Here is a 14,042-nt window from a genome sequence, read left to right as displayed (position 1 = left end):
TTTCGCATGGATGCGAAAAGCGAGCCTCCATGGACGGATTCACGGCGTGTCCTGCACAGCCACCCCGCCCCGCCAACGCATAGCCCTGCAGGCTGTTGACGTTGACGTTGCTCCGGCTTGAAAAAAGCAGGCCGCCGGGCTGCAAGCCCGGCAACCACCCAAAATCAATAACGCGGCCGGCCGTCTTCCAGTACCTGGCGCAGGAACGGCACGGTGATCCGCCGCTTGGCCGCCAGCGATTCGCGGTCCAGCCAGTCCATCAGCGTGATCAGCCCACCCAGCTCGCGGCCGGAGTGGGACAGCAGCCATTCGATGGAGGCTTCGTCGATGGACAGACCACGGCGCAACGCGCGGTCACGCAGCACCGCCGCACGCCCCTCTTCGTCCAGCGCCTGCAGCACCACGCGCACACACTGCCCCAACCGTGAACGCAGGTCCGGCAACACCAGGCCCAGCTCGGCCGGCGCCGCCTGCGCGGTGTACATCACCGCCGTACCGGCCGCGCGCGCACGATTGTGGAAATCGAACAGCGCCACCTCGTCATCGCGCCCACCGGCCACCGCATCCAGCCCATCCAGCACCACCAGATCGCGCTGCTCCAGCCCTTCCAGCACCGCACGCACCCGCCCCACCACCGCGCTCAGCGGCACGTAGGTCGGGGTGCGCCCGGCCTGTTCGGCGTTGGAACACATCGCCAGGGCCTGGTGGGTCTTGCCGGTGCCGGCCGCGCCTTCCAGGTACACCCAGTCCGGGCTGGCGCCCACGGCAATCGCACGCAGCTGCGCCAGCGCACCATCCGGTGCGCCGATGAAGGTCTCCAGTCGCTCGTCCTGCGGGTAATGCAGGGCCAACGGCAGCTGCGGTACTGCGCTCACGTTGGTTCCGGCCCCTTCGGCGCGCCGTCGACGATGATGACCTGCTTGTCGATGTACGAATCGAGCACGATCGACGGTTTCTCACCGGCATACAGCTCGCTTTCGCGGTAGCGCTGGTGGGCATAGCGCAGCAGCACGTTGCTGACTGCCGCCACCGGCAACGCCAGCAGCATGCCGAGGAAACCGAACAGCTGGCCACCGGCCATCACCGCGAAGATCACCGCCACCGGATGCAGGCCGATCTTGTCGCCGACGATGCGCGGGGTCAGCACGTAGCTTTCCAGCAGCTGGCCCACGGTGAACACCACGCCGACCAGCAGTAGCAGCTTCAGGTCGAAGCCCTGCGACTGCACCAGTGCAGCGATCACCGCCATCAGGATGCCGGTGGTGGCGCCCAGGTAGGGAATGAAACTGATCAGCCCGGCGATGATGCCGATCAACAGCCCCAGGTTCAGGCCGACCATCGTCAGGCCACCTGCGTAGATCACGCCCAGCGCGATCATCACCAGGAACTGGCCACGGATGAACGCGCCGAGCACATCGTTGGATTCGCGCGCCAGCTGGGTGATCGTGCCCACATGGTTGCGCGGGATGACCGAACGCACGCGCTCGACCAGCAGGTCCCAGTCACGCAGGAAGTAGAACGCCAGGATCGGCAGCAGCAGCAGGTTGACCACCCAGGTCACCATCGCAAAGCCGGAACGCTGCACATAGCCGAAGAACTGCTTGGCCACCCCGCCGGCCTGCTGCCAGTGGCTGCGGATGTACTCCATCACCCGCTCCGAATCCAGCCACTGCATCACTTCCAGGCCGGTCTTCTGTTCGAACCAGGGAATGCCCTTCTCCATCAGCCAGGCCTGGGCCTGCGGCGCAGAAGCGATCAAGGTGCTTATCTGGCGCTCGATCATCGGCACCAGGATCAACAGCAGCGCGGTGATCACCAGCACCATCGCCACGAACACCAGGATCACGCCGGTGTTGCGCGAACGCCCGGTCGCCTCGATCCGGTCCACCAGCGGATCGCCCAGCCAGGCCAGCGCCAGCGCCAGCACGAACGGGGTCAGGATGGGCGCCAGCAGCCAGACCACCCAGCCGATCAGCAGCGCGACCGCGACGAACTTGACGCGGCGCAGGAACAGGGCGATTTCCGCCTCCGGGGTGTGGATCATCGCAGGCGATACTCGTTGCTGGCCGGGGCCGGATTCTGTTCATCACCGTCCAGGGTGATCGCCACCGGCGCGACGGGCACCAGCACCCCGTCCTCGCCCAGCATGCGGTTCAACCCGGCAAGGCCGGTGGTCATTTCAAGGCTCAGTTCCAGCCTGTTGCCCACTGCGCGCAGCGGGATGATGTTGCGCACCACCGGCACCTCGCGCAGGCCGGCGGCCAGGCGCATGTAGTCGTCGGCGCTGTCGATCCCGGTCACCACGATGCGGTAGGTCCCGGCCTGGCCGGTTGCCGCGCCGGGCTTGGCATAACGGCGCACCAGCGCGTCGGCCGCGCCGTCGGCACCGCCGGCCATCGCGCGCATGGCGTTGGCATCCTTGGTGGTCCACTTGTTCAGTTCGCGGCCGTTGTCGACGAACACCCAGTCCGCCGTCCAGCCGCCATCCGCCCGCGACAGCTTGCCGATCAGCTGCATCGGCGGGGCGTAACGGGCCGATGCCCGTGCCACCGCGGCGGTGTCCTGGCGCCAGATCGCACCCACCAGCGCCTGTTCTGCCGTACTGCCGGTCGGCAGGCCCAGCTTGAAGCCGCGTTCCACCGCGCGCGCCAATACCGGGCGCACCGCGTTGGCCTGCTGCACGGTCACCAGCCGCGGGCCGCTGCCATCGTCGATGGCCAGCCACAGCACCGGCTTCGGGCGCGGCTGCGGCCACACCGGCAGGCCCAGCGCGGCGACCATCGCATCCACGTCGTCTTCGCGGAAACGGGCGACCAACAGGGTGCGGAAGTTCGGCGCACCACTGGCGCTGGTGCTCTGGTCCTGCTTGTAGTCGTAGCTCTGCACGTAATCCTTGGCATTGCGTAGGGCCTGCACCACGCCCGGACGGGCGGTGATGTTGCGGTCGCCGGACAATTTGCCCAGCACCTCGGCCAGCGCGCGCGACAAGCCGCCGTTGCGATCGGCGTCGCTCTGGCCCCGGACCGGGACCTCGGCCTCGTAGGCGCCGCTGGCGGTGGCCACGTCCCCTTCGGTGCGCAGGCCGCTCTGGGCCAGGGCGGCAAAGGGCAGGCACGCCGCGAGGAGCATGATGAGGAACGTGGTCCTGAGGGGGCTGCGGGGCATCTGGACTTCCATTGGCTCGACGTATCCGGGGAGATTGTTGCCCGAATAGGGTCTTTGCGCCAACGTGGCCTGTTAAAATCGCCGTCTCACCCTTGCCAGCGCCGACGCCCGTGACCAACAGCCCGTCCTCCGCCCCTACGCCCCTCACCTACCGTGACGCGGGTGTCGACATCGATGCCGGCAACGAACTGGTCGAGCGCATCAAGCCGCTGGTCAAGCGCAGCTTCCGCCCTGAGGTAATGGGCGGACTGGGCGGCTTCGGTGCCCTGTTCGACCTGTCCAACAAGTACCGTGAACCGGTGCTGGTGTCCGGTACCGACGGCGTCGGCACCAAGCTGAAACTGGCCCAGCAGCTGGGCCGCCACGACACCATCGGCATCGATCTGGTCGCCATGTGCGTGAACGACGTGCTGGTCCAGGGCGCCGAACCGCTGTTCTTCCTGGATTATTTCGCCACCGGCAAGCTGGACATCGACACCGCCGCGGCGGTCGTGGGCGGCATCGCCAACGGCTGCACCGAGGCCGGCTGCGCGCTGATCGGCGGTGAGACCGCTGAAATGCCCGACATGTATGCCCCGGGCGAGTACGACCTGGCCGGCTTCACCGTGGCCGGCGTGGAAAAAAGCGAACTGAAGGATGGCGCCAGCGTTGCCGAAGGCGACGTGCTGATCGGCATCGCCTCCTCCGGCCCGCATTCGAACGGCTATTCGCTGGTGCGCCGCATCTACGACCGCGCTGGGCAGCCGGCCGATCTGCTGCTGGACGACGGCGTGAAGCTGGTCGATGCGCTGATGGCGCCGACCCGCCTGTACGTGAAGCCGATCCTGGCCCTGCTCAAGACCCACGGCGAGGCGATCCACGGCATGGCCCACGTCACCGGCGGTGGCCTGACGGAAAACATCATCCGCGTGGTGCCCGACGGCCTGGGCCTGGACATCGACGCCCGCAGCTGGACCCTGCCGCCGGTGTTCCAGTGGCTGCAGCGCGAAGGCGCGGTGGCCGATGCCGAAATGTGGCGCACCTTCAACTGCGGCATCGGCTTCGTGCTGATCGTCGCCGCCGACCAGGTCGCCGCCGTGGCCGCGGCCGCCGCCGCACAGGGCCTGCAGCACTGGACCATCGGCAAGGTCGTGCCGGCCGTGGAGGGCGCCGAGCGCGTCCACATCGGCTGATCCCCGGATTCCGCGCCGGTAGCGCCGAGCCATGCTCGGCGAGTGCAGCGGGAGCGTCCAGACATTCCGCCGAGCATGGCTCGGCGCTACCGAAGCCGGGTGTTACCCGGCGCCTGCAAGGCCATCAAAGAGACCGCCATGTCCGCCACGCCTCCCCCCCTGCACGCCCCGCGTGGTTGGACGTCGATGCAGGTCGATTCGCACCTGCACACGCTGAAGATCCTGTTCTATGTGCTGGGGGGTTTCGAACTCCTCCTCGCCGCTTTCCTGCTGCTGGTCACCCTCGCCGGCTATGTCAGCGAGCCGCCCGGCAGTGGTCCTGAGGCCGCCCCGTGGCTGCTGTTCATCGTGATGGGCATCGCTTCGGCGGTGTACGTCGTGCTGGGCGGATTGAGCCTGCAGGCCGCCCGCTGCCTGGGCGCGCGTCGCCAGCACCGGCTGTGCCTGGTCGTGGCGGGGCTGGCCTGCCTGACCGGTGCCCTGGGCATCGCGCTGACCGTCTACGCGCTGTGGGCGCTGCTGCGCCCGGAAGTCGTCGCCAGCTTCCCGGACGGCGCGCCCAAGGTCGCGGCATGACCCCAAGCACACGCATCGCGGTGCTTGCCTCCGGGCGCGGCAGCAACCTGCAGGCGATCCTGGATGCCATCGCGCAGGGAGCCTTGCAGGCCGAGGTGGTGGGGGTGTTTTCCGACCGCCGCGATGCGCAGGCCCTGCAGCGCTTACCGGCTGCGCAGCGCTGGGCAGCAGCGCCGCGCGACTTTGCCGACCGTGCCGCCTACGAGGCCGCGCTGGGCGACGCGATCGCCGCCAGCGCGCCCGACTGGATCGTCTGCGCCGGCTACATGCGCATCCTGGGCGAGGCGTTCGTGGCCCGCTTCGATGGCAAGCTGATCAACATCCACCCTTCCCTGCTGCCCCTGTACAAGGGCCTGCACACGCATGCGCGGGCGCTGGAAGCCGGAGATACGCAGCACGGGGCCAGCGTCCACTTCGTGGTGCCCGAGCTGGATGCCGGCACCGTGCTGGCGCAGGCGCGCGTTGACGTACTCCCCGGTGATTCGCCGGAAACGCTGGCCGCGCGGGTACTGGCCGTGGAGCACCCGCTGCTGATCGCAAGCCTGCAGCTGCTGGCCAGCGGCCGCGTAACTGAACAGAACGCTCAGCTCCAGCTCGACGGTCACCCCCTTTTCAGCCCGCTGGTCCTAGATTCGGCGCGCATGCTGCAACCTGCCTGAGTTGCTGAACACGCGCTGCTGACCCAGGCGCTGGCATGCTTCCCTTCTCTCACGTTGCTGGCTGGTATGAAGAACACGACGCTGCTCCGTCCCGCGCTGTTGCTGTCCGCCCTGCTCTGCCTGGCGGCGCTGCCTTCGGCTGCGCAGCAGGCCCCGCAGCCCGCACCCGCCGCGCCGGCCGTGCCCGCGCTGCCCGCCCTGGCCTGGGAACCGCCCGCACTGGAACCGTTCACCGCCACCTACCAGGCCTTCTACAAGGGCAAGGAAGCGGGCGATGCCACCATGCGCGTCACCCATGCCGGTGGCACGCAGTGGCGGGTGGACATGCAGGTGGTCGGCCGCCGCGGCTTCGCCAGCGTGCTGGGCCTGAACCTGGAACAGAGCACCGTGTTCGAGAACCAGGGCGGCCAGTATGTGCCGTTGAGCCAGAGCACCGTGCGCAAAGGCCTGTTCCTCGGCAAGAAAGTCACCGGCACCTATGACTGGCAGGCCGGCACGGCGCGCTGGACGGGCGATCTGAAAAAAGAACGCACCCAGCCGATTCCGCTGCAGGCTGGTGACCAGAGCGCGCTGCTGTTGAACCTGGCGATCATGCGCGACGCCCGCCCCGGCAGCGCGATGCATTACCGCTACGTCGATGTGGGCCGCGTGCGCCAGCACGATTACCAGTCTGCCAGCGCCACCGAAAGCGTGCAGGTGGGCGAGCTGTCCTACGACGCGCTGCGCGTGGCGCGCACCAATGGCGGCAACGACGAAACCATCCTGTGGATCGCCAACGGCGTACCGACGCCGGTGCGTATCCTGCAACGCAAAGATGGCCAGGACTACATCGACCTGCGCCTCATCGAATACCAAGGAGTCTGAGCATGACCACGTTCCAACGCCCGCTGACCTGGATCGCCGCTGCCGCCCTGTCGGTAGCCAGCCTGCCAGCGATGGCACTGCAGCCGTTCAAGGCCGATTACCTCGCCAGCTACATGGGCATGCAGGCCAACGGCACGATGACCCTGGCCAGCGAAGGCGCCGGCAAATGGCGTTACAGCCTGAAGGTGAAAAACCAGCTGGCCGACCTGAGCCAGAGCACCGTGTTCGAGGAAGCCAACGGTCGCCTGCGTCCGCTGAGCAGCCAGGACAGCTCCGTGCTGCTGGTCAAGAAGCGCAACGTGCAGGCCAACTACAACTGGACCAGCAACCAGGCCACCTGGACGGGTGACATCAAGCCGGACCGTGCAGGACCGGTGGCGCTGAAGGCCGGCGACATGGATGCGCTGCTGATCAACCTGGCGATCGCGCGCGACCTGGCCGCCGGCAGGCCGCTGAACTACCGCATGGTGGACGAAGGCCGCATCAAGCCGATGAGCTACCGCGTGGTCGGCAAGGAAGCGGTCACCGTGGCCGGCAAGAGCTACGAAGCGACCAAGGTGTCGCGCGTGGATGGCAACAAGGAACTGATCGCCTGGATCGTGCCGGAGTTCCCGGTGCCGGCGCGCCTGTTGCAGCGCGAAAGCGGCAAGGACGCGCTGGACCTGACCATCAAGGGCTTGAACTGACGTATCGGTAATGACGGCCGCTGGCCGTCATTGCCTGTGCTGACGGCCAGCGGCCGTCACTACCCTTATTCGGACTGGAACACGGTGCGGCAGTCCACGCGGATCTGCTCGCCGGTGTTGCGCCACACGAAGGTGCGGCACTCGCGGTTGCCATCCTTGGTATCGGTCGCGCCCACCGCGTGGAAGGCCTGGATGATCTCGTCACGGGTGACCGTGCCATCGCCGTTCCAGTCCATGTCCTTCTGCTCCACGCCCTTGGTGATGGCGATGTCGGCGAACCAGGCATAGCCCAGGTAGGCCAGCATCATCAGCACCAGCGCCAGCAGCGCCTTGCGGCGGCGGGTGAACTTGCCGCGCAGGATCATTGCACGCGCCTGATCGTGGCACCGAGCGCGGACAGCTTCTCTTCGATGTTCTCGTAGCCGCGGTCCAGGTGGTAGATGCGGTCGATGGTGGTATCGCCATCGGCCATCAGCCCAGCCAGGATCAGCGAGGCCGACGCACGCAGGTCGGTCGCCATCACCGGCGCGCCGCTCAGGCGCTCGGCACCGCGCACGATGGCCGTGTGGCCTTCCACCTGGATGTCCGCGCCCACGCGCAGCAGTTCGTTGACGTGCATGAAACGGTTCTCGAAGATCGTTTCGTTGATCACGCCCACGCCATCGGCCACGCAGTTGAGCGCCATGAACTGCGCCTGCATGTCGGTCGGGAACGCCGGGTACGGCGCGGTGGTCAGGTTGACCGCCTTCGGCCGCTTGCCGTGCATGTCCAGGGTGATGGTGTCTGCGGTGGTGCTGATGGTCGCACCGGCTTCGATCAGCTTGGACAGCACCGCTTCCATGGTGTCCGGGCGCGCACGGTTCACCGTGACGCTGCCACCGGTCATCGCCGCGGCTACCAGGAAGGTGCCGGTTTCGATGCGGTCCGGCAGCACTTCATGACGGCCACCGCCGAGCCGCGGCACGCCTTCGATCACCAGCCGGGCGGTGCCCAGGCCTTCGATCTTCGCGCCCAGCGCGATCAGGCAATGCGCCAGGTCGGTGACTTCCGGTTCCATCGCGCAGTTGTCCAGCACGGTGGTGCCCTCGGCCAGCACGGCGGCCATAAGCACGTTCTCGGTGCCGGTCACGCTGACCATGTCGAAGGTGAAGTGACCGCCCTTCAGGCGCTTGGCGCTGGCCTTGATGAAGCCATTCTCCACGACGATCTCGGCACCGAGCGCCTGCAGGCCTTTGATGTGCTGGTCCACCGGGCGCGAACCGATCGCGCAGCCGCCGGGCAGCGACACTTCGGCTTCGCCGAAGCGGGCCAGCAGCGGGCCCAGCACCAGGATGGAGGCCCGCATGGTGCGCACCAGTTCGTAGGGCGCCACGTGCTGGTTGACCGGGCGTGGATCGACCACGATCGCGCTGCCGCGCGACAGCGTGCCCTGGTCGATGGTCACCTTGGCGCCCAGTTCGCCCAGCAGCTTCACCGTGGTGACCACGTCGTGCAGGTGCGGCACGTTGGTGATTTCCACCGGCGCATCGGCCAGCAGGGTCGCGCACAGGATGGGCAGGACGGCGTTCTTGGCGCCGGAGATGCTTACTTCACCGTGCAGCGCATTGCCGCCGGTCACAACGATCTTGGCCATGTATCAGGGTCTTTTCCAGGTTCAGCCGGCTTCGGCCGGGGTCACGGTCTTCAGCGCCAGCGCATGGATCGCGCCGCCCATCAGATCGCCGAGGGTGGCATACACCATGCGGTGGCGGGCCAGCGGCATCTTGCCGGCGAAGGCCTCGCAGACCACGGTCGCTTCGAAGTGCACGCCATCGTCGCCCTGCACGTCGGCGCGGGCGCCCGGCAGGCCGGTTTCGATCAGATTGCGGATGGTGTCGGCGTCCAACGGGCTTTCCTAATAAAATGTCCGCACATTCTACTCTGCTGCGTGGCGCTCGCATGGCTGATCCCACCCTGCCCTTCCCTGCTGCCGGCCTGCCGGCCCGCCTTTCCGCCGACCCGGCCGCGCTGGTGGCCAGCGGCAAGCGCGTGTTCCAGATTGAACGCGAAGCCCTGGACGCGGTCGCTGCCGGGCTGGGCGAAGCGTTCCAGCAGGCCTGCCAGCACATCCTGTCCAGCCGCGGGCGGGTGGTGGCCACCGGGATGGGCAAGTCCGGGCACATCGCGCGCAAGATCGCCGCGACCCTGGCCTCCACCGGCACCCCGGCGTTCTACGTGCACCCGGGCGAGGCCGGCCACGGTGACCTGGGCATGATCACCGAAGCCGACGTGGTGCTGGCGCTGTCCTACTCCGGTGAGTCCGACGAGCTGCTGATGCTGCTGCCGGTGCTCAAGCGCCAGGGCAACCTGCTGATTTCCATGACCGGCAAGCCGCAGTCCAGCCTGGCCCGTGCCGCCGATGTCCACCTGGATGTCAGCGTGCCCGCCGAAGCCTGCCCGCTGGCGCTGGCGCCGACCTCCAGCACCACCGCCTCGCTGGCGATGGGCGATGCGCTGGCGGTGGCGCTGCTGGATGCGCGCGGCTTCACCGCCGACGACTTCGCCCGGTCGCACCCGGCCGGCAGCCTCGGCCGCCGCCTGCTGCTGCACATCACCGACGTCATGCACAGCGGCGATGACCTGCCGCGCGTGGATGCCGGCGCCAGCCTCAGCGAGGCCCTGGTGGAGATGAGCCGCAAGCGCCTCGGCATGACCGCCGTGGTCGACGCCGAAGGGGTGCTGATCGGCCTGTTCACCGATGGCGACCTGCGCCGGGCGCTGGACAGCGAACTGGACGTACGCAGCGCGAAGATCGCCGAGGTGATGACCCGCAGTCCGCGTACCATCGGCGCCGACCAGCTCGCCGTGGAAGCGGCACGGCTGATGGAAACCCATAAAATCAATGGCCTGGTGGTGGTCGACGACGCCGGGCGCGCGGTCGGCGCGCTGAACATTCATGACCTGTTGCGGGCCCGGGTGGTTTAACCGAACCCAGCCCGCCCCCATTCATCCCTTACCGCACGACAACCCGGATACCTGCAACCCAATGCCCTGGTCCCCCCTGCCTGCCTTCCCTGCCCACCTGCATGCCGCAGCCGCGCGCATCCGTCTGGCGTGTTTCGACGTGGACGGCACGCTCACCGATGGTCAGCTTTACTACGACCGTGAAGGCAACGAGAGCAAGGCATATTTCGTGCAGGACGGCCTGGGATTGAAACTGCTCCAGAAGCACGGCATCCACCCCGTGCTCATCACCGCGCGCAACAGCCAGTCGGCGTTGAAGCGTGGCGCGGACCTGGGCATCGACACCCAGATCGCGGTGGGCGACAAGCTGGCCAGCGTGCAGGCCTTGTGCGTTCAGCACGGCATCACCCTGGACCAGGTGGCGTTCATGGGCGATGACCTGCCCGACCTGGGCCCGCTGTGCCATGTGGGACTGGCCGTAGCCCCGGCCAACGCGCATCCGTGGATCGCCGAACGCGTGCACTGGCAGACCCGCGCCGAAGGTGGCCGCGGCGCCGCACGCGAGCTGTGCGACGTGCTGCTGGCCGCGCACGGCCGCGTGGACGCCGTGCTTGCAGGGTTCGGCGCATGAACTGGCGCACCGCCATCGGCGCGACCCTGCTGGTCGTGGCCATCCTGAGCGGCTGGTCGCTGCTGCGCAACCGCGACAAGGGGCCGCAGGCCATCGTCGACGATGGCAGCGTGGACTACGTGCTGCACGACTTCCAGATTGTCATGCTGGACGATGAAGGCAAGGAATCGACCACCCTGCGCGCGCCGCGGCTGGAGCGCCTGCGGGCCGACCAGACCCTCACCATCGCCACCCCGGTGTTTGAAATGCCCGGCCAGGACGGCAACCACTGGACGATGCGTTCGGAAACCGGCTGGGTCAGTGCCAAGGGCGATGAAATGCGCCTGCGCGGCAACGTCGCCGGTGACAGCCCGACCGTGGGCAACACCCCGCCGACCACGTTCCGCACCACCCATCTGAATGTTTTTCCCAAGGAAAACCGCGCCCGTACCGATGCGCTGGTGACCATGACCCGCCCGGGCATGGAACAGAGCGGCGTCGGGTTCGAGCTGGATTCCAACAACAACACGTATCATTTCCTCAGCCAGTCCAAGGGCCGCTACCTGCCCCGGCGATGACCCTGCGGCATGCTGCTTCCCTTTTCCGCCTGGCGTGACCAGGCCACCCTCCGGCAGAAACGGACACGATGAAAATCCACCTTGCAGCCCTTTGTGCGCTCAGCCTGATGTTGCCGCTGCTGGCCAGCGCGAAATCCACCGACCGCAACGAACCGATGAACATCGATGCCGGCGCGCAGACCGGCACCCTCACCGGCGACGGCAAGACGCTTATGTCCGGCGGCGTGGTGATCACCCAGGGTTCGCTGGACCTGCGTGCGGCCAATGCCGAGATCCAGATCAAGGGCGGCGAAGCAGTACGGGCGATCTTCACCGGCAAGCAGGCCACCATGCGCCAGCAGATGGACGATGGCACCTGGATGGATGCCACCGCCGACCGCATCGACTACGACATCACCAGCGAGATCATCACCCTGACCGGCAACTACAAGGTCACCAGCGCGCGCGGTACCAACGCAGGCCAGCGCATGGTCTACAACACCCGCAGCGGTGAAATGAACAGTGGTGGCGATGGCAGCCGCGTGCGTACCGTCATCCAGCCCAAGAACAAGGCGCCGGCCGCCGGGAGCAGCAAGTAATGCTCATCGCCAAGGGCCTGCGCAAAAGTTACAAGCAGCGCGAAGTGGTCAAGGACTTCGGCCTGACCCTGGAGGCCGGTGAAGTGGTCGGCCTGCTGGGCCCGAACGGTGCCGGCAAGACCACCTGTTTCTACATGATCGTCGGCCTGGTGGCCGCCGATGCCGGCAGCATCGTGCTGGACGGCAAGGACATCACCAGCGACCCGATGTACACCCGCGCCAAGCAGGGCGTGGGCTATCTTCCGCAGGAACCCTCGGTGTTCCGCAAGCTCACCGTGGCCGACAACATCCGGCTGGTGCTGGAGCTGCGTGATGACCTGGACCGCGCCGGCCGCGAGCGCGAACTGGCCGGCCTGCTGGACGAACTGCAGCTGGGCCATGTCGCCGAACAGCAGGGAGCCAGCCTGTCCGGTGGCGAGCGTCGCCGCTGTGAGATCGCCCGTGCCCTGGCCGCCCAGCCGCGCCTGATCCTGCTCGACGAACCGTTCGCCGGTGTCGACCCGATCTCGGTCGGCGAGATCCAGCGCATCGTCACCCACCTCAAGCAGCGCGGCATCGGCGTGTTGATCACCGACCACAACGTGCGCGAAACCTTGGGAATCTGCGACCGGGCGTATATCCTCGCTGAAGGTACGGTGCTGGCCCAGGGCGCGCCTGCGGACCTGCTGGAAAATGCAGACGTCCGTCGTGTCTACCTGGGAGATTCCTTCAAGCTGTGAAGGCGGCCGCCGGACCCTTCCTTTTACGTTGGGCGGTGGCATGAAGACGCGGTTGCAGACATCGCTGGGGCAGCACCTGGTCATGACGCCACAGCTGCGCCAGGCGATCCGGCTGCTGCAGATGTCCACCACCGAACTGGACGTGGAAATAGCCGAGGCGGTGGAAACCAATCCCCTGCTGGACTGGGCGGAGAACGCCGAACCGGTACCCGGCAGCGACCAGCCCACCGAACAGCCCTCGCCCGACCAGCAGGTGCGCGACAGCGATGAGCGCACCGGCCCCGGCGACGATGACTGGGCACCGGCCGAACTGGACTGGAGTGGCGGTGCCGGCAGTGGCGGCTCCTTCGATGACGATGACCTGGGCAGCGCTGCCGAGCGTGTCGCCGAGACCGAGACCCTGGCCGACCACCTGCTGTGGCAGCTGCATCTGTCGCATCTGTCACCGCGTGACCGCAGCATCGGCGCCGCGTTGATCGATGCGATCGAAGATGACGGCTACCTGCGCGAGACCTTCTCCGGCATTGCCGAAACACTGCTGCCGGCCATCCACGCCGGCGACGATGAAATCCTGACCGTGCTGCACCAGATCCAGCGCTTCGACCCGGTAGGCGTGGGCGCACGCGATTTGGGTGAATGCCTGCGCCTGCAGCTGGACGTGCTGCCGGCCGACACCCCCGCGCTGGCGCTGGCCCGGCAGATCACCGATGGCCCGCTGGAGCGGCTGCCACGCAGTGGCGTGGCCGGCATCGCCCAGGAACTCAAGCAGCCGGTCGCCGACGTGGAGGCGGCAGTGGCCCTGCTGCGCTCGCTGGACCCTCGCCCCGGCACCCAGATCGCCCCGGTCAGCCAGGACACCTACGTGGTACCGGACGTGGTGATCTGGCGCCAGGCCGGCGTCTGGCGGGCCGCGCTGGCCGGCCACGCCGGGCCGAAGGTGATCATCCACCGCGGCTACGAAAGCATGATCCGCCGCTGCGGCGAAGCCGACGCCGGCTACCTGAAGACCCAACTGCAGGAAGCGCGCTGGCTGCTCAAGGGCCTGGAGGCACGCGGCGAAACGCTGCTGCGGGTGGTGAACAGCCTGCTGCAGCAGCAGGCTGGGTTCCTGGAGTTCGGCGCCCAGGCGCTGCGTCCGTTGACCCTGCGTGAGATCGCCGGCGAGCTGGGCCTGCACGAGTCCACGGTGTCGCGCGCCATCGCCCGCAAGCACGTGCGCACCCCGCGCGGCACCATCCCGCTGCGCGCCTTCTTCGCCTCGGGCATCGACACCGAAGGCGGCGGCGAAGCCTCCAGCACCGCCATCCAGTCGATGATCCGCCGGCTGATCGACGACGAAAATCCGCGCAAGCCGCTTTCTGACGCCAAGCTGGCTGACCTGCTCAAGACATCCGGCATACCGGTAGCGCGCCGGACCGTGGCGAAGTATCGTGAAGCCATGAACATTTCCGCCTCGCACGAAAGAGTCCGGATCGCCTGACGCACACCGCGC

Annotated in this window: 17 protein-coding genes; 11 read left to right on the top strand and 6 right to left on the bottom strand. The window is 67.6% G+C overall.

Annotated features, from left to right (window positions below; all coding sequences use genetic code 11):
* Positions 1-164: 164 nt before the first annotated feature.
* Genes hda through H9654_RS06575 form a run of 3 tightly spaced genes read right to left on the bottom strand, consistent with a single transcriptional unit; the run spans position 165 to position 3,177 of the window.
* The gene (gene hda, locus H9654_RS06585) at positions 165-875 is read right to left on the bottom strand and encodes a DnaA regulatory inactivator Hda (protein WP_042614654.1); all 711 of its coding nucleotides are present in this window, start codon (positions 873-875) and stop codon (positions 165-167) included.
* Positions 872-2,044 (bottom strand): AI-2E family transporter, encoded by a 1,173-nt coding sequence (locus H9654_RS06580; protein WP_191769943.1) that lies wholly within the window; start codon positions 2,042-2,044, stop codon positions 872-874. The genes hda and H9654_RS06580 overlap by 4 nt, the downstream gene beginning before the upstream one ends.
* A complete protein-coding gene (locus H9654_RS06575) occupies positions 2,041-3,177 on the bottom strand; it encodes a DUF2066 domain-containing protein (RefSeq protein ID WP_191769941.1) in 1,137 nt (378 codons plus the stop codon). The genes H9654_RS06580 and H9654_RS06575 overlap by 4 nt, the downstream gene beginning before the upstream one ends.
* Before the next feature lie 98 nt (positions 3,178-3,275).
* Between H9654_RS06575 and purM the strand changes: the two genes are divergently transcribed.
* The 5 genes from purM to H9654_RS06550 all read left to right on the top strand — a co-directional run bounded on the left by purM (position 3,276) and on the right by H9654_RS06550 (position 7,122).
* Complete coding sequence (purM, locus tag H9654_RS06570; protein ID WP_318241118.1) at positions 3,276-4,337, top strand: phosphoribosylformylglycinamidine cyclo-ligase; 1,062 nt, start codon at positions 3,276-3,278, stop codon at positions 4,335-4,337.
* Between the two features lie 138 nt (positions 4,338-4,475).
* The gene (locus H9654_RS06565) at positions 4,476-4,913 is read left to right on the top strand and encodes a hypothetical protein (RefSeq protein WP_191769938.1); all 438 of its coding nucleotides are present in this window, start codon (positions 4,476-4,478) and stop codon (positions 4,911-4,913) included.
* A complete protein-coding gene (gene purN, locus H9654_RS06560; protein WP_191769936.1) occupies positions 4,910-5,572 on the top strand; it encodes a phosphoribosylglycinamide formyltransferase in 663 nt (220 codons plus the stop codon). The genes H9654_RS06565 and purN overlap by 4 nt, the downstream gene beginning before the upstream one ends.
* A 66-nt stretch (positions 5,573-5,638) precedes the next feature.
* The gene (locus tag H9654_RS06555) at positions 5,639-6,436 is read left to right on the top strand and encodes a DUF3108 domain-containing protein (RefSeq protein ID WP_191769934.1); all 798 of its coding nucleotides are present in this window, start codon (positions 5,639-5,641) and stop codon (positions 6,434-6,436) included.
* Between the two features lie 2 nt (positions 6,437-6,438).
* Positions 6,439-7,122 carry a DUF3108 domain-containing protein gene (locus H9654_RS06550; protein WP_101100818.1) on the top strand — a complete coding sequence of 228 codons (684 nt, stop codon included), beginning with the start codon at positions 6,439-6,441 and terminating at the stop codon, positions 7,120-7,122.
* Positions 7,123-7,187: 65 nt separating this feature from the next.
* Here the strand turns inward: H9654_RS06550 and H9654_RS06545 are convergent, their stop codons facing one another.
* Genes H9654_RS06545 through H9654_RS06535 form a run of 3 tightly spaced genes read right to left on the bottom strand, consistent with a single transcriptional unit; the run spans position 7,188 to position 9,007 of the window.
* Positions 7,188-7,487 (bottom strand): EF-hand domain-containing protein, encoded by a 300-nt coding sequence (locus tag H9654_RS06545; protein ID WP_191769932.1) that lies wholly within the window; start codon positions 7,485-7,487, stop codon positions 7,188-7,190.
* A complete protein-coding gene (gene murA / locus H9654_RS06540; RefSeq protein ID WP_101100820.1) occupies positions 7,484-8,755 on the bottom strand; it encodes a UDP-N-acetylglucosamine 1-carboxyvinyltransferase in 1,272 nt (423 codons plus the stop codon). The genes H9654_RS06545 and murA overlap by 4 nt, the downstream gene beginning before the upstream one ends.
* Before the next feature lie 21 nt (positions 8,756-8,776).
* A complete protein-coding gene (locus H9654_RS06535; RefSeq protein ID WP_005408396.1) occupies positions 8,777-9,007 on the bottom strand; it encodes a BolA family protein in 231 nt (76 codons plus the stop codon).
* Positions 9,008-9,060: 53 nt separating this feature from the next.
* On the opposite strand from H9654_RS06535, the gene H9654_RS06530 reads away from it, so the two are divergent.
* The 6 genes from H9654_RS06530 to H9654_RS06505 all read left to right on the top strand — a co-directional run bounded on the left by H9654_RS06530 (position 9,061) and on the right by H9654_RS06505 (position 14,030).
* The gene (locus tag H9654_RS06530) at positions 9,061-10,086 is read left to right on the top strand and encodes a KpsF/GutQ family sugar-phosphate isomerase (protein WP_191769930.1); all 1,026 of its coding nucleotides are present in this window, start codon (positions 9,061-9,063) and stop codon (positions 10,084-10,086) included.
* 61 nt (positions 10,087-10,147) lie between these two features.
* Positions 10,148-10,696: a KdsC family phosphatase gene (locus H9654_RS06525; RefSeq protein WP_191769928.1), complete on the top strand. Its 549-nt coding sequence runs from the start codon at positions 10,148-10,150 to the stop codon at positions 10,694-10,696.
* On the top strand, positions 10,693-11,253 hold the full coding sequence (lptC, locus tag H9654_RS06520; RefSeq protein ID WP_191769926.1) for an LPS export ABC transporter periplasmic protein LptC: 561 nt from the start codon (positions 10,693-10,695) through the stop codon (positions 11,251-11,253). The genes H9654_RS06525 and lptC overlap by 4 nt, the downstream gene beginning before the upstream one ends.
* 68 nt (positions 11,254-11,321) lie before the next feature.
* Positions 11,322-11,831 carry a lipopolysaccharide transport periplasmic protein LptA gene (lptA, locus tag H9654_RS06515; RefSeq protein ID WP_042614643.1) on the top strand — a complete coding sequence of 170 codons (510 nt, stop codon included), beginning with the start codon at positions 11,322-11,324 and terminating at the stop codon, positions 11,829-11,831.
* Positions 11,831-12,550, top strand: a complete 720-nt coding sequence (lptB, locus tag H9654_RS06510; RefSeq protein WP_191769924.1) for an LPS export ABC transporter ATP-binding protein — start codon at positions 11,831-11,833, stop codon at positions 12,548-12,550. Before lptA ends, lptB begins: the two co-directional genes overlap by 1 nt.
* Positions 12,504-14,030: an RNA polymerase factor sigma-54 gene (locus tag H9654_RS06505; RefSeq protein WP_406833457.1), complete on the top strand. Its 1,527-nt coding sequence runs from the start codon at positions 12,504-12,506 to the stop codon at positions 14,028-14,030. Before lptB ends, H9654_RS06505 begins: the two co-directional genes overlap by 47 nt.
* Positions 14,031-14,042: the final 12 nt, after the last annotated feature.

The sequence above is a fragment of the Stenotrophomonas lacuserhaii genome, assembly GCF_014836545.1.
Taxonomy (GTDB): Bacteria; Pseudomonadota; Gammaproteobacteria; order Xanthomonadales; family Xanthomonadaceae; genus Stenotrophomonas; species Stenotrophomonas lacuserhaii.
The sequence above is the reverse complement of the archived record's forward strand: the minus strand, read 5'-3'. Positions and strand labels throughout refer to the sequence as shown.